The sequence below is a fragment of the Flavobacterium sp. K5-23 genome (assembly GCF_023278045.1).
GTDB lineage: Bacteria > Bacteroidota > Bacteroidia > Flavobacteriales > Flavobacteriaceae > Flavobacterium.
In genome coordinates this window covers 3,402,470-3,420,827 of the sequence record NZ_CP056783.1, presented here as the reverse complement: position 1 = coordinate 3,420,827, position 18,358 = coordinate 3,402,470, and the positions used below count along the sequence as shown (strand labels likewise).

General features: G+C 32.4%; 19 protein-coding genes. 5 read left to right on the top strand and 14 right to left on the bottom strand.

Annotated elements, in window-relative coordinates:
• Positions 1-10: 10 nt before the first annotated feature.
• The 7 genes from FLAK523_RS14855 to FLAK523_RS14825 all read right to left on the bottom strand — a co-directional run bounded on the left by FLAK523_RS14855 (position 11) and on the right by FLAK523_RS14825 (position 6,015).
• On the bottom strand, positions 11-964 hold the full coding sequence (locus tag FLAK523_RS14855) for a transketolase family protein (protein ID WP_248904922.1): 954 nt from the start codon (positions 962-964) through the stop codon (positions 11-13).
• 86 nt (positions 965-1,050) lie between these two features.
• On the bottom strand, positions 1,051-1,899 hold the full coding sequence (locus FLAK523_RS14850) for a transketolase (RefSeq protein WP_248904920.1): 849 nt from the start codon (positions 1,897-1,899) through the stop codon (positions 1,051-1,053).
• Positions 1,900-2,134: 235 nt separating this feature from the next.
• Entirely contained in the window at positions 2,135-2,446 is a 312-nt protein-coding gene (locus FLAK523_RS14845) for a rhodanese-like domain-containing protein (RefSeq protein WP_248904919.1), read from the bottom strand.
• A gap of 1 nt (position 2,447) precedes the next feature.
• Positions 2,448-2,735: a rhodanese-like domain-containing protein gene (locus tag FLAK523_RS14840; RefSeq protein WP_248904917.1), complete on the bottom strand. Its 288-nt coding sequence runs from the start codon at positions 2,733-2,735 to the stop codon at positions 2,448-2,450.
• 289 nt (positions 2,736-3,024) lie between these two features.
• The gene (locus FLAK523_RS14835) at positions 3,025-4,542 is read right to left on the bottom strand and encodes a flotillin family protein (RefSeq protein WP_248904915.1); all 1,518 of its coding nucleotides are present in this window, start codon (positions 4,540-4,542) and stop codon (positions 3,025-3,027) included.
• Between the two features lie 12 nt (positions 4,543-4,554).
• Positions 4,555-5,121 (bottom strand): serine protease, encoded by a 567-nt coding sequence (locus FLAK523_RS14830; RefSeq protein ID WP_248904913.1) that lies wholly within the window; start codon positions 5,119-5,121, stop codon positions 4,555-4,557.
• Between the two features lie 318 nt (positions 5,122-5,439).
• On the bottom strand, positions 5,440-6,015 hold the full coding sequence (locus FLAK523_RS14825) for a ferritin-like domain-containing protein (protein WP_248904911.1): 576 nt from the start codon (positions 6,013-6,015) through the stop codon (positions 5,440-5,442).
• A 412-nt stretch (positions 6,016-6,427) separates the two neighbouring features.
• Between FLAK523_RS14825 and FLAK523_RS14820 the strand changes: the two genes are divergently transcribed.
• Positions 6,428-7,252, top strand: coding sequence for an alpha/beta hydrolase (locus FLAK523_RS14820; protein ID WP_248904910.1), 825 nt, complete (start codon positions 6,428-6,430; stop codon positions 7,250-7,252).
• 910 nt (positions 7,253-8,162) lie between these two features.
• On the opposite strand, the gene FLAK523_RS14815 is transcribed toward FLAK523_RS14820, so the two are convergent.
• The 3 genes from FLAK523_RS14815 to FLAK523_RS14805 all read right to left on the bottom strand — a co-directional run bounded on the left by FLAK523_RS14815 (position 8,163) and on the right by FLAK523_RS14805 (position 10,209).
• Positions 8,163-8,681 carry a GNAT family N-acetyltransferase gene (locus FLAK523_RS14815; protein WP_248904908.1) on the bottom strand — a complete coding sequence of 173 codons (519 nt, stop codon included), beginning with the start codon at positions 8,679-8,681 and terminating at the stop codon, positions 8,163-8,165.
• 95 nt (positions 8,682-8,776) lie between these two features.
• Entirely contained in the window at positions 8,777-9,310 is a 534-nt protein-coding gene (locus FLAK523_RS14810; protein WP_248904906.1) for a GyrI-like domain-containing protein, read from the bottom strand.
• Positions 9,311-9,363: 53 nt separating this feature from the next.
• On the bottom strand, positions 9,364-10,209 hold the full coding sequence (locus tag FLAK523_RS14805) for a L,D-transpeptidase (protein ID WP_248904904.1): 846 nt from the start codon (positions 10,207-10,209) through the stop codon (positions 9,364-9,366).
• Between the two features lie 213 nt (positions 10,210-10,422).
• Here FLAK523_RS14805 and FLAK523_RS14800 point away from each other — a divergent pair, with 213 nt between their 5' ends.
• Positions 10,423-10,890 (top strand): hypothetical protein, encoded by a 468-nt coding sequence (locus FLAK523_RS14800; RefSeq protein ID WP_248904902.1) that lies wholly within the window; start codon positions 10,423-10,425, stop codon positions 10,888-10,890.
• A gap of 189 nt (positions 10,891-11,079) precedes the next feature.
• Here the strand turns inward: FLAK523_RS14800 and FLAK523_RS14795 are convergent, their stop codons facing one another.
• The 4 genes from FLAK523_RS14795 to FLAK523_RS14780 all read right to left on the bottom strand — a co-directional run bounded on the left by FLAK523_RS14795 (position 11,080) and on the right by FLAK523_RS14780 (position 14,660).
• Positions 11,080-11,814, bottom strand: coding sequence for a hypothetical protein (locus FLAK523_RS14795; protein ID WP_248904900.1), 735 nt, complete (start codon positions 11,812-11,814; stop codon positions 11,080-11,082).
• Between the two features lie 225 nt (positions 11,815-12,039).
• Positions 12,040-12,564 (bottom strand): GNAT family N-acetyltransferase, encoded by a 525-nt coding sequence (locus FLAK523_RS14790; protein ID WP_248904897.1) that lies wholly within the window; start codon positions 12,562-12,564, stop codon positions 12,040-12,042.
• Between the two features lie 142 nt (positions 12,565-12,706).
• Positions 12,707-13,303 carry an AbiV family abortive infection protein gene (locus FLAK523_RS14785; protein ID WP_248904896.1) on the bottom strand — a complete coding sequence of 199 codons (597 nt, stop codon included), beginning with the start codon at positions 13,301-13,303 and terminating at the stop codon, positions 12,707-12,709.
• Between the two features lie 181 nt (positions 13,304-13,484).
• Positions 13,485-14,660, bottom strand: a complete 1,176-nt coding sequence (locus tag FLAK523_RS14780) for a TlpA disulfide reductase family protein (RefSeq protein WP_248904893.1) — start codon at positions 14,658-14,660, stop codon at positions 13,485-13,487.
• Between the two features lie 472 nt (positions 14,661-15,132).
• Here FLAK523_RS14780 and tgt point away from each other — a divergent pair, with 472 nt between their 5' ends.
• From tgt to FLAK523_RS14765, 3 genes are all read left to right on the top strand, one after another.
• The gene (gene tgt, locus FLAK523_RS14775; protein WP_248904892.1) at positions 15,133-16,263 is read left to right on the top strand and encodes a tRNA guanosine(34) transglycosylase Tgt; all 1,131 of its coding nucleotides are present in this window, start codon (positions 15,133-15,135) and stop codon (positions 16,261-16,263) included.
• Positions 16,264-16,369: 106 nt separating this feature from the next.
• Positions 16,370-17,458 (top strand): LptF/LptG family permease, encoded by a 1,089-nt coding sequence (locus tag FLAK523_RS14770; protein ID WP_248904890.1) that lies wholly within the window; start codon positions 16,370-16,372, stop codon positions 17,456-17,458.
• Positions 17,445-18,329, top strand: a complete 885-nt coding sequence (locus FLAK523_RS14765) for a DMT family transporter (protein WP_248904888.1) — start codon at positions 17,445-17,447, stop codon at positions 18,327-18,329. Before FLAK523_RS14770 ends, FLAK523_RS14765 begins: the two co-directional genes overlap by 14 nt.
• Positions 18,330-18,358 lie beyond the last annotated feature (29 nt).

Genomic DNA, 18,358 nt, shown 5'->3' with positions numbered 1-18,358 from the left:
ATGTATTTTATTATTTTCTTGCAAGAACTCTTTCTACAGCTTCAACAATCGCTTGATTGTTTAATTTGTATTTGTCCATTAATTGCTCAGGTGTTCCTGATTCTCCAAAACTGTCATTTACAGCAACAAATTCTTGAGGAGCTGGGTTATTTAAAGCAAGTACTCTAGATACGCTTTCTCCAAGACCTCCAAGGATGTTGTGCTCTTCAGCAGTAACAATACATTTAGTTTTAGCCAATGATTTTAGAATAGCTTCTTCGTCAAGTGGTTTGATTGTATGGATGTTGATTACCTCTGCAGAAATTCCTTTTGCTTCTAATGCTTCAGCAGCAATAAGCGCTTCCCAAACTAAATGTCCAGTTGCAACAATAGTTACATCTTTACCTTCGTTTAAAAGGATTGCTTTACCAATTACGAATTCTTCGTCAGCTGGCATGAAGTTAGGCACTACTGGACGTCCAAAACGCAAATAAACTGGTCCGTGATGATCAGCAATTGCAAGTGTAGCTGCTTTAGTTTGATTGTAATCACAAGTATTGATTACTGTCATTCCTGGCAACATTTTCATCAAACCAATATCTTCAAGAATTTGGTGTGTAGCTCCATCTTCTCCTAATGTTAATCCAGCATGTGAAGCACAAATTTTTACATTTTTCTCAGAGTAAGCTACTGATTGACGAATTTGGTCGTACACTCTTCCTGTTGAAAAGTTAGCAAAAGTTCCTGTGAAAGGAATTTTACCACCAATAGTTAAACCTGCAGCGATTCCGATCATATTTGCTTCAGCGATTCCAATTTGGAAAAAACGCTCTGGGTGGTTTTTCTTGAAATCATCAAATTTTAATGAACCAATTAAATCCGCACAAAGTGCTACAACATTTTCATTCTTTTGACCTAATTCAGTCATTCCCGCTCCAAAACCCGAACGAGTATCTTTACTTCCTGTATTTGTATATTTTTTCATTTTTTTAAATTCAAAGATTTAAAAATTTAATAATTGAAAGATTCTGAGTGGTAATTCAAAATTTACAATTCAAAATTTAAAATTATTTAGTAATCACCTAAAGTTTCTGGATTTTGAGCTAGAGCATTTTCCAGTTGAGCATCATTTGGTGCTTTTCCGTGCCATGCGTGACTGTGCATCATATAATCTACTCCGTTACCCATTTCAGTATAAAGTAATACACAAACTGGTTTTCCTTTTCCTGTTCTAGATTTAGCGTCAGTCATTCCTGCAATAATCGCCTCGATGTTGTTTCCTTCTTTTATTTCAAGAACATCCCAATCAAAAGCTTCAAATTTAGCGCGGATACTTCCCATTGCTAATACTTCATCAGTAGGGCCATCAATTTGTTTTCCGTTTAAATCGATTGTTGCAATAAGGTTGTCTACGTTTTTAGCAGATGCATACATAATTGCTTCCCAGTTTTGACCTTCTTGTAATTCTCCATCACCGTGAAGTGTGTAAATTAAATTAGTGTCACCGTTTAGTTTCTTAGCTTGTGCAGCACCAATACCTACAGATAATCCCTGTCCAAGTGATCCAGATGCCATTCTTATTCCAGGTAAACCATCATGTGTTGTAGGGTGTCCTTGTAATCTTGAATTGATAAGACGGAAAGTCGATAATTCAGAAACAGGGAAATAACCACTTCTTGCTAAAATGCTGTAAAAAACTGGAGAGATATGTCCGTTTGAAAGGAAGAAAAGATCTTCTCCAATTCCGTCCATGTCAAATCCTTCTTTACGATCCATTAGATTTTGGTACAAAGCGACAAGAAATTCTGTACAACCAAGAGATCCTCCTGGGTGTCCTGAGTTTACTGCATGTACCATTCGAAGAATATCTCTTCTGATTTGGATAGTTAAATCGTTTAATTGTTGTGTGTTAGGCTTCATTGTGTGTGTAAAAGTTAAACTGTGGCAAAGGTAATTTTTATTTTGGCGTAAGACAAATGATTTAGGCATTAGTTGTAATGGAATATATGGGTATAAAAAAAGCCCTTTTCAGGACTTTATTTACGCATTAAGAGGATTGAAATCATTGTTTTTGAGTTTTGTTTTCCAATGTTGACTACTTTAATTTGAAATCATTGAATAATTTAGGAGAGCTTCTCCTGAATTAGTGGTATTATTAAACTTTTTGTTCTAGACTACTCCAGCCACCGCCATTGTATACTTCTTTGAATCCAATGGTTATCAAAATATTTTTTGCCGATGCACTACGCATTCCTGAAGCGCAACAACAAATAATAGGAGTCTCTTTTTTTAGTTTAGACGCATAATTAGTAATGGAGTTCAAAGGCGCATTTACAGATCCCTTAATATGCCCTTGCTTGAATTCAGAAGGGGAACGAACATCCAGGATTATAGCTCCTTGTTTAAGTAGAGCGGCATAGTCAGTTTTAGGGCCGAAGCCAAATATTTTCTTTAAGGTATTTATCATTTTATTCGGATATTTTAGATTTGTAATAATTAACGTCTAGCCATGAACCACCATTGTAACATTCAATTCCGTGTTGCGAAAGAAAATGTTGTGCTTGTCCGCTTCTATTTCCTGAAGCACAGCATAATATTAATGGGGAATCTAGTTTTTTCAACTCTTCAATTCTTTCTGGAATTTCATTTAATGCTATGTTTATTGATCCCACAACATTTCCTCCAGTAAATTCAGCATAAGAACGTACATCAACGATAGTACCTTGATTCTCTTGGATTATTTTTTCTAAGCTCATTGTAAATATAAAATTAGTTGTTTTCAAAAGCAAGTTGGATTAATATTACCTCTTGCCAGATGAATTTAAATTGTTTTTTGATAAGGCAAATGTACAATATCCTTTATGGCTATACAGTGACATATGTTACATAATGATTTTTTGAAATTAAAAGGAAGTTATCATTATTATTAAATTTGATTTTATTCATTTGGAATCAATAGAAAAGCCCCGCTGAAGCAGGGCTATAAATTAATTTGGAAATAAACTTTATGTTTTTTAAAATTTAAATCACATTAGTTTAAGTATTTTATATTACATCTTTTTGGTTAATGTCTTCTGTTTTATCGTTTTTTGGATCTTCTCCTTTAAGGTAGTTAGGTAGATTTAGACCGGCCATATTAAATAAATCATTTAAAGGAGGAACTGTTTTCATCATACCTGAAACGAAATTTGCAGTCGATGAATTCCCGTTTTCACCATTACCATTTCCAGAATCCCATACGGTAATCTTGTCAATTTTGATGTTTTTAACAGCTTCTACTTGTGTTCTTACCAATTCAGGAAGTTTTTCGATCAATAATAATTGAAAAGCTTTAGTAGGATCTCCACCTGCCGCTGCAACTACTTGTTTGTATCCTTCTGCTTGTTTTGTCAATATTTCGTAAAGTCCATTTGCTTCGGCTTCCATTTTTGCGAAAATCGCATCGGCTTCTCCTCTAGCATTTTCTCTTATTCTTTCAGCATCAGCTTGAGCTTCGATAATGGCACGCTGTTTAGCAATTTCTGCAGGGATTACAATATTTGCAATCTGAGTGGAACGTTCTCTTTCGGAACGGGCTAATTCTGCTTTTTGTTCAGCAACATAAGATTCTTCAAGTGCTTTTGCTTGTTGTACTTTTTCAGCAGTAATCGCTATACGTAAGGACTCCGCTTCTTTTTCTCTTCGAAGCGCTTCAGAGTTAGCAATGGCAATTTTCGCTTCGTTTTCTCCTCTAATTGCAATAGCATTTGCTTCAGACGTTTTTACTCTCGTATCTCTTTGTGCTTCAGCTTTACCAATGGCTTCATCTTTTGCTGCTGAGGCAATACTAATTTCACGGTCTTTTTGTGTAATAGCAATTTTAACATCTCTGTCTCTATGTGTTTCCGCTATTTGAGTGTCTTTTTCTCTGTCTGCCAATGCTTTTCCAGTTTCCCCTATTTTTTCTTGTTCGGCAACACTAATTTTAGCTTCATTTATTGCTTTTGCAGCAGCTTCTTTACCCAAAGCTTCAATATAACCGGATTCATCTTTGATATCGGTTACGTTTACGTTGATTAATTTCAAACCAATTTTACGCAGTTCACTATCAACATTTTTAGATATATTATCAAGAAACTTGTCTCTGTCAGAATTGATTTCTTCGATTGTCATTGTAGCGATAACCAAACGCAATTGACCAAACAGAATGTCCTTAGCCAATTCTTGAATTTGTTCATAGGTTAATCCTAATAATCTTTCCGCTGCGGTATTCATACTTTCTGTTTCAGTAGAGATCGCAATGGTAAAACGGCAAGGAACGTCAACCCGAATGTTTTGACGGCTCAACGCATTTGTTAAATTGGCTTCAATTGAAAGCGGTTTTAAGTCTAAGAAAGCAAAGTCTTGAATCACTGGCCAAATAAATGCTCCTCCTCCATGAATACATTTTGCTGATGTGCCTCCGGTTCTTCCGTATATTACTAATATCTTATCAGAAGGACATCTTTTATATCTCGATACTAAGGCTGATATAGTTGCAAAAAACACAATTGCGGCAACTACAATAATTATTACTGGTGTCATTATTAATTTGGTTTAAAAAGGTTTAACGATTATAATATTTTCATTTTCTATTGCCACAACTTTAACTAGAGCGCCTGAAACTATAGCTTCATTTTCAGTCATTGCTTCTAGTTCATGGAATGCGCCGTTTACACTTATCATTATTTTTCCTTTACCAGTTTTTCTCTCTGGAATGGTTAAATAAACTTCGGCTGTTTTATTTAATGTATTTGAAATTTTAAAAGAATTATCTTCTTCTAATTTCTGAACTTGTTTAATAATTATAAAAAATAGATATACGAACAAACACCCAATAATTATAGATAAAGGAATAAGTATATAAGGATTGTTTATACTGCTGTAAAATGAAATACCTGCCCAGCTAAAGCCCAGTAAAAAATTAATTAAGTTTCTTAATGAGAATAGTTGAAAAGGGGAATCGGCTCCGTCAAAGTCTCCGTTGAAATCAGGTTCTAATCCATCTGAAGCATCAGCTCCCACAAAAGTCAAAATAGTTTGGATAATAAAAATCACACTTATTGGAATTGCGACATACCAAAACGTTCTTAGTAATGGTTCTAGATTTTCAAGAATTTCCATAAATAGTACAGTATTAATTATTCAGATGTTACCGTTCGAAAAAAGCAAAAAGTAAATAGATTGATATGCTTTTCTCTGCCTTGCAAACATAATGAATTTACTTACTAAAACATATGTGTTAATTTTTTTGTTTTAGTATTTTCTATAAAAAATGTTTTATGAAAAAATAATCGAATTTAGATTGACGAGTTTTTAAACGGAACATTCCATAATGTTTTCGGGACATTTAATGTGGATGAATTAGGCCCATAAAAAAAGCCCCGTTTCAGCGGGGCTATAAATCTTAATTTATTAATATTTTTGGATTAGTAATCCATATTACATTCTGATATTTGCTATTGCGGCAGCTCTAGAAGCTTTGTTGTTAATTGCTTTTAAAGCAATATCTGTAAATGAAGCATCTGCTTCTTTATCTTCTTTCAGCGTTTTAGCCAGCAGTTTAGCCGCTTTGGTTTCTCCCAAGGTTTTTGCAAACGCGTGTAAAGTACCGTAAGTTGCAATCTCATAATGGATAACTTTTTGTTCTGCTGCAATGATTCCAGCATCACGAACAACTCCAATATCAGTATCTTTAAGCATATTATTGCTTTCTTTTATGATGCCTGCCATAGCGTCACATTTTTTAGCAGTGGGCTCGATTCCTGATGATTTGAATATTTCTTCTAATCTGGTTACGTGTTTCTCTGTTTCAGTTAATTGTTTTTTTAAGTTACTCACTAATTCTGGAGAGGAAGCGTTTCGAACCATTTTTGGTAATGTTTTTGACAAAACTTTTTCTGCCCAATAAATATCTTTTAATCCAAATTCAAATAAATCTCTTAATCCATGAGCTGAATTAGTGTTAGTTGCTTCTACTCTTTTATCACTTGTTGGTTTATTATATGCAGTTCCCATAATAGTTTGTTTTTAAATTATTAGTAGTTATTATTTTGAAAGTATAAATCAAACATTCATACCCTAATTTATTAATTGTTTGTTTTCAAAATCCTACGCGTTAGATTTTGTAACAATATAAATTTACTAAAAATATAGCGCTAAGTAGTTGTTAATTAACTAAATATAATGATAATAGTTGTTAATTAACTAAAAATAATAGGGTGTTTCTTTGTAATAACAGAATGTTTTTCTTTACTAAGAAAGTATAGTGCAATGGAATAGGGGGAGTGTGGTTTTTTTATAAAAAAATAGTTGTAAATTTTTTATGTTGATTTTGCTTTGTTTGAAAATTTTAAAAAAGGAATTAAGAGTAAATACATATGACAAGTCAATTTTCTGATTATAAAAAACCTATATTAGTAAAAAAAAGATGCGCTTCTATTCTGTTGTTTTTGTTTTGTTGTTAGTGAGTTGTAGTTCTATAAAGGTTAAGGATGTTTCTTATATGCCAACAACCATTTCTAGTGTTGAAGAAGCACCTCGTTTGAATGTTTTTGTTCCAAGAAATTTTAAAGCGGAGACGCTTCCTGTATTGATTTTTGTTCATGGCGGGAACTGGAATAGTGGGAGAAAGGGAACTTATGATTTGCTGGGAAGGAATTTTGCTGCTAAGGGCGTTATCACAGTTATACCTGATTATACTTTGAGCCCAAATGCTGATTATGCCCAAATGACTCGTCAAATAGCAGAAGTAATACAGTGGACAAAAGAGAATATTAAGAAGTACAATGGAAATCTAAATCAAATTTTTATAACGGGACATTCCGCTGGAGGACATCTAGGGGCTTTGGCCGTTATGAATCCGAAATTCGGAATCGATCCAAAAAGTATATCAGGAATAATTCTAAATGATGCTGCAGGTTTAGATATGAAACATTACCTGGGAGAAAGGCCTCCTACTACTGAGGACGACTATATCACGACTTGGACAACGGAAGCTGAAAAATGGCAGGACGCTTCTCCTATTTATTTTATAGATAAGAACACACCGCCTTTTTTAATCTATGTTGGTGACAAGACTTATCAATCAATAAAAATAGCCAACACTCGTTTTGTAAAAGCATTAAAACCCTTTCAGCCTGATGTAAAACAGATAGGAGTTAACAAAAAACACGCGCCTATGGTAGTTCAATATTTTTATCCTTGGAGCGACCGTTATGACGAGGTTTTGGATTTTATAAAATTAAATAAATAGACATTTTTTTCCTCTATGGAGCCAACTTTAAAAGGGGATTTCCGAATGAAGATTATTATGATTTAGGTCTGCTTACAAAAAAAAACAGCTTGAATTTTAACCATATAAGAAAAACAAGGTCATTTAAGCTAGCTATAAACGGGAACAACTTATATGTTCTTATATCTCTTATATTGTAAAAGGATTTTATACAAAAATAAACATCTTAAATTTTAACCATATAAGAAAAATAAGGTCATTTAAGCCAGCTATAAACGGGAACAACTTATATGTTCTTATATTGTAAAAGGATTTTACACAAAAAACAAACATCTTAAATTTTAATCATATAAGGAAAATAAGGCCATTTAAGCTAACTAGAAGCGGCAACAACTTTTATGTTCTTATATCTCTTATATGGTAAAAGGATTTAATGCTAGAATGAAAGCTTAGATTTAACCATATAAGGAAAATAAGGTCATTTAAGCTAGCTATAAACGGGAACAACTTATATGTTCTTATATTGTAAAAGGATTTTACACAAAAAACAAACATCTTAAATTTTAATCATATAAGGAAAATAAGGCCATTTAAGCTAACTAGAAGCGGCAACAACTTTTATGTTCTTATATCTCTTATATGGTAAAAGGATTTAATGCTAGAATGAAAGCTTAGATTTAACCATATAAGGAAAATAAGGTCATTTAAGCTAGCTATAAACGGGAACAACTTATATGTTCTTATATTGTAAAAGGATTTTACACAAAAAACAAACATCTTAAATTTTAATCATATAAGGAAAATAAGGCCATTTAAGCTAACTAGAAGCGGCAACAACTTATATGTTCTTATATCTCTTATATGGTAAACAATTTACAACAGTAGTATTTTAATTATCTGTTAAAAAAGAGACGGATTACTTTTTCTAAATCTAGTTATCTTCTAGGTTTAATTTGTATAAAAGTATTTCTTCCGTTTCATTTGGAAGTAGAATGTTTCGTTCGAATTTAAGTCCAATTTTCATCAGTAAATTTTGAGATGCTGTGTTTTTTTTCGAAGTAATTCCGCTTATTTCTTTAAGCTTAAAGTCACTGATGGCGACTTCCTTTAGTTTGTTAGCCCCTTCAAAAGCATATCCTTTTTTTTCATACTTAGGTAACAAAGCAAATCCGATATCAACTCCATCTAAACCTTCTCTATCGTACAGGCCACAAGAACCTATTTTTTCTCTATCGAATTTTCTAATTAGAGTATAATTCCCAAAACCTAGTTTCTCCATTTGAGAGGTCATTTTTGTCTCAATGTAGTCTTCGGCATCTTTTATAGTTGAAACATTTCGATCACCAATAAATTCAATCCACTTAGGAGTATTTAATAAATCTATAATAAATTCGGCATCTTCTTTTGTAGTAGGTTTTAGAATTAATCGTTCTGTTTCGAATGTTATCAACTTTTAGACTTTTTAAATTAATGGAATATGTTTTTGTAAACTAGGACTAAGTTAAGAATACAAAGTTTTAAAAACGGTTTTTCCTGTTTTGTATTTCATATATTAACTTTTATTTCGGTTTTTGAATTCAAATTCGAATTGTCAATTTTTAGCTCTTTATTTTTTATTGGAATCCAAATTTCCTCCTCTGAACTTTCTTCATTTCGTTTGTATTTGTCTCCCAATATTTCAAAATGAGGTCTGTCGTCTATATCGTATTCTGAATTAGGTAACCAAGTAGTAAAAATGTATTCGAACATACCGTAAATGTTGTTGGATCCCTTATGGAGAAACACAGCATATTGTCCTCCATTTAATATAAAGGACTTCATATCATTAGGAACGGTATCAAAGTCCGTCACTTCAACGGTTGCCCATTTTTCGAATTCAGTATTTGGATTGAAATTAGCAAAATACGTGTGAGGATACATTTGCATAGAATAGAATTCAGTGCCCACACGATTTTCTATTTCATTACGTCTGGGCATAAAGCTTTGCCATAATTCCTGGGTTTTATCTTGGGATACAGACATCGAAAGACTTTTTCCAATTAACTTTTTCGCGATTAGACTTTCAATTCTTGGAATCATTTTATTTTTTTTACTGGATAGCTTCTTTTTCTAGTAAAATTAATGTTTTTAGTTTATTTATTTGCTTTTCTGTTTTTTTGTTCCAATAAAATAGCGCTTAAGAAAGGCTTGGTTACTTTTTCAATTTCATCCTCTGAAATGTCTATGGCCTTTGGATTAGCAATTAACTGCAACCAAGGTTTTGGTGCATCAAAATTATAAGAACCAAAAACAAGTACAGGAGTTCCCTTCACTTTTACATTTTCCTCATCGGCTAGAATCCATTGGTCAGCCCAGTCATAAAGATAACGAGCATCTTTTTCCTGAAGACGTAAACAAGAATGCGAAGCCGGGTAACCTGGTAAACTATATTGATGCCATCCCACACCTTCTTTGTTTTCAATATTAAAATTCCATCGTAAATCCCATTCATCATTAAATGTACTGATAGTTTGTTCTGCCTTCCAGTTGGTAAAGAATAGGCCAGTAGGTGTTTGGTCTTTCTTTCGTCCCATATTGGTTGGTCCCGTATAAATTAACTCCCCATTTTCATAAGCGGCAAATGTTTGTGTAGGGTAAGAGAAATAGATAATTTTATCAATGTCTTTTAAATAATCAATATGATGAGGAAACGGAAGATAAAATTCAATATCACCACTCATATCTGTAGGGATAATGACCGAATCCATTTGCACGAAATTTGCTTTGTCAGTTCTGTTAATCGCAAAGGCAATATGAATTTTTGAGGAATCATTTGCGATTTTTTCTAACCACTGTTTTGTTTTTTCTAGGGTATAAGAAATCGTTTTTGGTTGTTTTCTTACACGCACTTTTTTTGTTTCAACAGCATTGTTTGTTTCGCTTTTCTTGCAGGAGAACAACACAAGGACAACGCTTAATAGGAGAATTATTTTTTTCATAACTAATTTGTAAGTTACAAAATTCCACATTTTATCTTATCGATGCATTATACAATTATGGGTTTAAGTTACTTTATTCACACATTGAAGCTCTTATTGTTAGCTTGAAAAAATATTTTTTTGATAATAGGGTAGGGTAAACTAGTTTACAGTTGTCTTACTATTGAAGGTAGCATTACAAACGATAACGTACTATCAATAAAATTAAAAATTATGAAAACAATTAATACGGTAATAGCAATAGTGTTTTTGGGAACAGTAGTATCAATGAATGCTCAAGAAGCCAAAGTAAAAAGCGAAACAAGAGTAAATACAAATCAAGATAAGATAGCGTATTACGAGCAACGTGGAGCCGAAGACGCTCGTTTTGAGATGGAATTCAAAGCCAAAACGAAAGCTGAAGAAAAAGCCTTCTGGAAAGAACAGAAACAATATGAAAGAGATTTAAAGGAAGACAATAACAGGGCGCATCGTGCCTATGTGCAAGGGAAAAAAGACGCCTATGCTGAACATCATTATCATTGTGATGACCATTGTTACCACAGTGATTCATTTTACCATCACGCAGGGTTTTATTATTATCAATACGACCAACGTAATTACCAGAGAAGCCCTCGCAGTACTTCAGTAAATACGCAAATACGAGTAAATACACCAAGTGTGCGATTAGGTCTTTTTTAATATTTTGAATTAGTAAAAAAACCGCTCTTTCCTAGTTGGAAAGTAGCGGTTTTTTTATGGTTATAGTTGTCGTAAGACGAAATGTGTTTTTGAAAATTAGATCTTAATTAAAATAAAAGATGATTTCAGTTTAGTTTTTTTTCAGTTCGAAAATAAATCCAAAACCCAAATGTCTAAAACCTGATTTTATTATTTGCTTTCAAGAAAATTTCTTGTTTTTCCGTTTTTATCCACGATTTCAATTTTTGGATTTCCTTCTTCGTCTACGTGAATTTTTATTTTTGGATTTCCTTCTTTATCGTATAGAAATAAACCGGAACTGTTGGATTTATTTCGTCCAATAAACAATCTCCTTTTTGAGCCTTCTTTGGCCCATAATTCATCCATTTTTTGGTTCCTTAATTCCTTGTTTTCTATTTTTTCCAGTTCTTCAAACTTTGCGTTTCTGGTGTCTATGTTTGAGCCTAACGGAAACTCATTGATGGTTAGCCCTCTTTGAATAAAACTTTTACCATTTTCATATTCTTCCGTATTTAAGAGTTGAATTACTTGGTCATCGTGGTAATTGTCCATTGTAAATGACATTCCTGAGCTGGTTTTGTTGTCTTTGGTTTTTCCTGCAAAAATTAAACCGCCACACTCGTCTCCTTCATCATTAAAGAAAATCATACCGGCCGGTCTTTCTCTTTTTGGGTAATCTTTTCCGTTCATTCTACCTGAATGTTGTCTGGTTTCATTACTGAGTACCATTCTTAGGCTGCCATCTTCACCTATTAAGTTGATTTTTTTTGTAGTGATTTCGTCAAAAGTTTCTTTTTTATCTTCTTTACCAAAAGAGCTTAAAATAACCACGCTAAAAACAAGACTACTTACAATTGCATATCCCGTTAAAAAGTTGACTTTTTTTTCTAATTTAGTTTTCATTTTTTTTGATTTATGTTGGATTTTTATAATTCATTTTAGGAATCGCCTTATACGAGAATCAAATTCTCAGTGGAGCGGCACGTCCAAATTTCATTAGGTTAAGGGTTTATTTGTCATTTCGACGAAGGAGAAATCACATCAGTTACGCTCTTTATGTGATTTCTCCCGATGGTCGAAATGACAAAATCAACATCATTTATTCTTAGCTTGATTGTTTACTGGCTTTTATGGTTTCCAATTCTCCTTGTCAATCCGAAAAATGTTAAAAGAGTTCACTTTTTTTTCAAAGGTCATTCCATTTCTTAAAGCGACTTTTTCAGAGTCTAAATTATCGATATGGATCATTGAGATTAATGAATCAGCACTATTGTTTTCAAATGCATAATTTTTACATTTTGTTGCAGCTTCAATTGCAAATCCTTGTTTCCAAAACTCAGGAAGAATAGAATAACCAATTTCTAATCTCTCGACACTTTCAATTGTTTGAACTAGAAGACCACATTGACCAACAATTCGGTTTGTTGTTTTATTAATTAGGACGTTCATTCCTCCCAAATCATTATCGTATCTATGAAACACTTTGTCAAACCATAACTTGCATAATTCAGATTCGGATAGTTTAGGATCAAGTTGTAAATATTCCGCAATATTATTTGCTTTAAATAAATTTATCCAAGAATTGAAGTCATCTGATCTCAGTAGCCTAAATTTTAGCCTTTCGGTTTCTTGACCTGTTAGTAGGTATTTCATTCGTTTTTGCTTGTGTATATTTAGCTGCTTTGAAGTGGTGTGTGCTTCGTAACCCTTCAATTTTCAGGATTGCAGAAAATAGGAAGCGAAACGATAATTCCACTGAATCCCAGCTAGCTTAAATGGCTGTTGGCAGCTGTATTTAAATTTCATTTAGTTTCATTAAAACTCGATCTGTTATGATGTCTGTTTTATCGCTGAATCCAAATAATCTGTCTTCAAAAATTTCAATGCAAATTAAGAGAAGATTTAAGCAATCTGTTTTTGTAATTAAGTCATTAGGTGTTTTTGTTCCATTTTGACAATTTTCAAAATACAATGAGGATTCCCTTAGGCTTACAAACTCACCATTATTTAATTTATCTTTAATTAAAATTGTTTCTTCTATTCCTATTTTTGATATTGATTTTAAGAATTTAAATGTTATTTCATTTGCAGCAACAAGATGCTTTGTTTTATGATTAAATAATCCATCTTTATTGCGTTTAACAGTTTTATCTGGTTTTTGAAATCCTCTATATATACAAACTTCAGCTTTAGCTATTTCTTCAATTGATGTGATTGTTAAAAAGAAAGATTGGTTTATAAAGTTGTTTTTGTAAAGTAATATTGCGCTATTTAATAAATTTTCAATATGTAAGAGGCATTTTTCATAATCCTCCATAGATTTAAATCCAAGTAAATTTTCTGATTTAACATTACTTAATTCTTCTATTTTTTGATATGAACTTTTTTCCAATTTTATTTTCTAGTTTAGTTGTTACTCTCAATTTCCGGTAATATTACTGCCAACGAATGCCACTTTAAGATGGCTGGAAGTTCGTAAACGCTCAATTTTCGGTTTAACGAAAACTTGATGCGAAACGACAATTCCACTAAATCAAACACTATATCAAAACAGCGGTTGTCGGCTGGCAGAGTTAGTTGTAATTATATAATTTTTCTATTTCTATTGTTTTTTCTAATTTCAATCCATACTTTTCTAAATCTTGTTTTAGATTTTCCATCGATTTATTTCTTATAAGAAAGTCATATTTACCTTTTAAATTAGTTTCGTCCTTAACTAAAATATTAAAACTGTTATTTATTTCGTTAATTAAAGATTTTATTTCTGTATTTGAACAAACGATTTTTGTACTACTGCCTGAATGTCCAATTTCTGTTTTAGGTTCTTTTGATATTTCTATTTTATTTTTATCAATTATTTTTAATTTGTAAATTTCAGTGTTTTTATTTTGAATAATTTCTTTTAAATCTAATGTTTTAAGCAAATTGTATATTATGTCTGCAATTCCACTTTCAGCAGATTTTATATCGGAATTTTTATAAATCAAACTATATTTATTGTTTTTAAATTTTTCAGAAATTATTACTTGTTGTTCATTAATATCTAGCAAATTTGATATGATTTCAGATAATTTTTTATTTGATGCAATATATTTCCCTTTAACTAATGCACTTGCAATCATTGAGTTGTTTCCATTTGTATTTATTAAAGTAAATGTATATTTTGTTTGCTTGTTTTTGATTATCTTAAAAACAACATCTTCCAAATCTTCATTGTTTTTATCATCTTGACTTTTTGCACCTTCGATATTAGTCTTTTTATTATCAATATTAGGTGAAATTTTTCCGTTAATAAATTTCTCAATAAGTTCTTCATTAAGTTCTTCTGGATTTCCTTTCCACCTTACTATTCCATTATTGTCAATTAAAACTGTTATTGGAATTGCAGAAACATTTAATGTTTTATGTGTTTTTTTAGTTTGGTCGCTAATGACAATTGTACTAAACTCAATATGTTTTAAAGTATTTCTTACCTTTTCGGCTTTTTCATCTGTAATTGAAACAAAAATTAAATCATTATTCGATTTAAATTTATTTTGTAATTCATTTATATGCGGAACTGCCGAAAGGCAAGGTGCACACCAAGTTGCCCAAAATTCTAAAACAATGAATTTGTTTTTGAATGATTTATCAGTTGGAATATTTGAAATATAATCAGTTACATTTATTTCTATTTTTTCTTCTGTTTTCTTACAAGAAATCGTAATTAACAATATTGATATAGTAATTAGAATAATTCTGTTTTTCATTAGTTTTTCTTTTTAACGGTCATTTTTTCGCTGCTTGCCGGCAACTTGTTTATAACATCAACTTTATTTGCATTTGTGTATAGATGACACTACTATCATTCAGCGAATTTATAAAAAAAGTAAGACAAAACATTTTTCAAAGTGATATTTGTAGCTTTTATTTTATGGTTTTTTATCATTGAATGTAGTGTTTCGCGTGAAGGATAGCAGCGGTATCCTTTATGGCGCTTCTTTAGCGACAGAAAGATAAAGCGAATAGCCTGACCGTAGCTTTTTGCGGAGGACACGCCCAAAAGGAAATATTAAAACATTTTTATATATCTAATTCTCTAGTTTTCTTCCGGAGTGTTATTTGAAATTTGGTGGTTAGGAGCCCTCTTTTTTATTTCAATTAGAATAAAAAAAAATATTTGATGAGGTTTTCAAATTAACCTATCTTTGCCCGCCGAACAATCGGTAGAAAAACGGTATTATGAAGTTTGATTTATTACAAAAAGACCCGCATACTAAAGCTAGAGCGGGAAGCATTACTACAGATCACGGTGTTATTGAAACACCAATTTTTATGCCTGTTGGGACTGTTGCCTCGGTTAAAGGGGTGCACCAAAGAGAGCTAAAAGAAGATATAAACCCAGATATTATCCTGGGAAACACCTACCATTTATACTTGCGTCCTCAAACGGAAATTCTTGAAAAAGCGGGTGGATTGCATAAATTTATGAACTGGGACCGTAATATTTTGACGGATTCAGGTGGATACCAAGTGTATTCACTTTCGGCTAACCGTAAGATTAAGGAAGAAGGAGTTCGATTCAAATCGCATATTGACGGTTCATACCACGTGTTTACACCTGAGAATGTTATGGAAATTCAGCGTACCATAGGTGCCGATATTATTATGGCTTTTGATGAGTGTACACCATATCCTTGTGATTATAATTACGCGAAGCGCTCGATGAAAATGACCCACCGTTGGCTTGACCGATGTGTGAATCATTTGGAGAAGGTGCCTATGAAATATGGTTACGACCAAGCTTTTTTCCCAATTGTTCAAGGAAGTTGTTACAAAGACTTGCGTCAACAATCAGCCGAATATATTGCGAATTCAAACCAAGTAGGAAACGCTATTGGTGGACTATCAGTAGGGGAACCTGCGGAGGAAATGTACGCAATGACCGAAGTGGTTTGTGAAATTTTGCCAGAGGACAAACCCCGTTACTTAATGGGAGTGGGAACACCTATCAATATTTTGGAAAACATTGCACTGGGAATTGATATGTTTGACTGTGTGATGCCTACGCGTAACGCTAGAAACGGTATGTTGTTTACCGCTAACGGTACGATCAATATCAAGAATAAAAAATGGGCTGATGACTTTTCGCCTATTGACGAAATGGCACTTACTTATGTGGATACAGAGTATACCAAAGCGTATTTACGTCACCTGTTTGCTGCAAATGAATACCTAGGGAAACAAATCGCAACGATTCACAACCTTGGTTTCTATATGTGGCTTGTTCGTGAGGCTAGAAAACACATTATCGCCGGTGATTTTAGAACCTGGAAAGATATGATGGTTAAAAATATGAACCAGAGATTATAAAAAAAATGTTTAAAGTTTTTTTAGTTTAAAGTTTAAAACGGTGTGAATGTATTTGCAATCGTCTTGAACTTTAAACTTTTAAACCTTAAACCTTAAACCTTTTTAAATGCTAACAATAATAGACAAGTACATTCTGAAAAGATATTTAGCCACTTTTTCGGCTATGTTGTTGCTGTTTATACCTATTGGGATTATCATTGATGTGTCTGAAAAGATTAATTTTATGATAGAGCATAAAGTTCCTTTTTGGGATATTGTGGTTTATTATTATCATTTCACGATTTATTTTGCCAATTCCTTGTTTCCCATTTTCCTGTTTTTATCCATTATTTGGTTTACCTCAAAGTTGGCTAATAATACGGAAATCATTGCCATTCTTGGCTCGGGAATATCGTTTACCCGTTTTTTAAGGCCTTATATCATTGGTGCTTCCCTTATATCTGTTTTTGTATTATTAATGGGTTTTTACGTTGTTCCGGTATCGAGTGAAGGGTTCAATAATTTTAGGTATACCTACCTGAAAACCGGAGGGAAAGAAGCAATGCGTGGCGATAATACTGATGTGTATCGACAAATAAGTGAGAACGAGTTTTTATATGTAAATAGCTTTAATACGGAATCTAAAACCGCTTTTAATTTTGTTTTAGAAAAATTCAATAAGGAGAAATTAGAATCTAAAATTACGGCAAGTAGAATAAAATGGAACCCAAAGGATAGTACTTATACCATGTATGATTATACTAAAAGAACGGTGGGGGAACTTGGGGATAAAATTGAAAAAGAGGCTGAGAAAAAAGCCAAGTTCAGTTTTGATTTAGAAGATTTGACTCCAGTGGTATATATAGCGGAAACCCTTAGTTTAAATAAATTATATAAGTTTATTGATAAGGAGAAAAAACGCGGTTCCTCAAATATCAATGTATATATGGTGGTATTGTATAAAAAATTCTCAGTTCCTGTTTCAGCATTTATTCTTACCATTATTGCCGTTTCAGTATCTGCAATGAAACGTAGAGGCGGAATGGGAATGAATTTAACCATAGGAATTGCTATTGCTTTTGGGTTTGTCTTTTTTGATAAAATTTTTGGAGTACTAGCCGAAAAATCCACTTTCTCACCTTTAATTGCCGTTTGGTTTCCCAATGTTGTTTTTGGGATATTGGCGATATTTTTATTACGAAATGCAAAACGATAAATTTAAAAGTTATTTAAATCTTCATTTAATTGTTTTTATCTGGGGATTCACTGCCATATTAGGCGCTTTAATTACCATTACTGCTGATGCTTTAGTTTGGTATCGAATGCTTTTTGCTGCTGTATTTCTACTGTTTTTTATTGTGTTTAAGAAAAAGTCATTCCTTATCCCAATGAAATCCTTACTTAAACTTATTTTTGTGGGTTTATTGATTGCTTTGCATTGGATATTCTTTTTCCACGCCATTCATATTTCTAATGTTTCCATTACACTTTCGGTTTTTTCATTGGGAGCTTTTTTTGCGTCTTTATTAGAACCGTTATTTTATGGTCGAAAGATACTTTGGTATGAAGTGTTTTTTGGTCTAATCATCATAGCTGGGCTGGGAATGATTATGAAAGTTGAGGTAAATTACCTTGAGGGAATGCTATATGCCTTAGTTTCTATAATTCTTGGAGTGTTGTTTACTCTTTTTAATGGAAAATTAATATTGGATCACGATTCCTCAGTAATCACTTTTTATGAGTTTGTGGCTGGGGTGTTTTTTATAACGCTTTACTTTTTAACACAAAATAAATTCTCTTTAGACTTCTTTGTTTTGACATTAAACAATTGGATGCTGATTTTGTTACTGGCTTCAGTATGTACGGCTTATGCTTTTACAGCATCAGTAAAGGTTATGGAGAAGCTAAGTCCTTATACCGTTATGCTTACCACTAACCTAGAACCAGTTTATGGCATAGTATTAGCGTATTATATCATTGGCGGGAAAGAAAAGATGAGCACTTCTTTTTACATAGGTGCTTTTATCATTATCCTAACTGTTATCCTAAACGGAATTATCAAGCATAGACAAAAAAGAGTTGAATAACCAAAAGCAAAATTAAATATTGTCTTTTC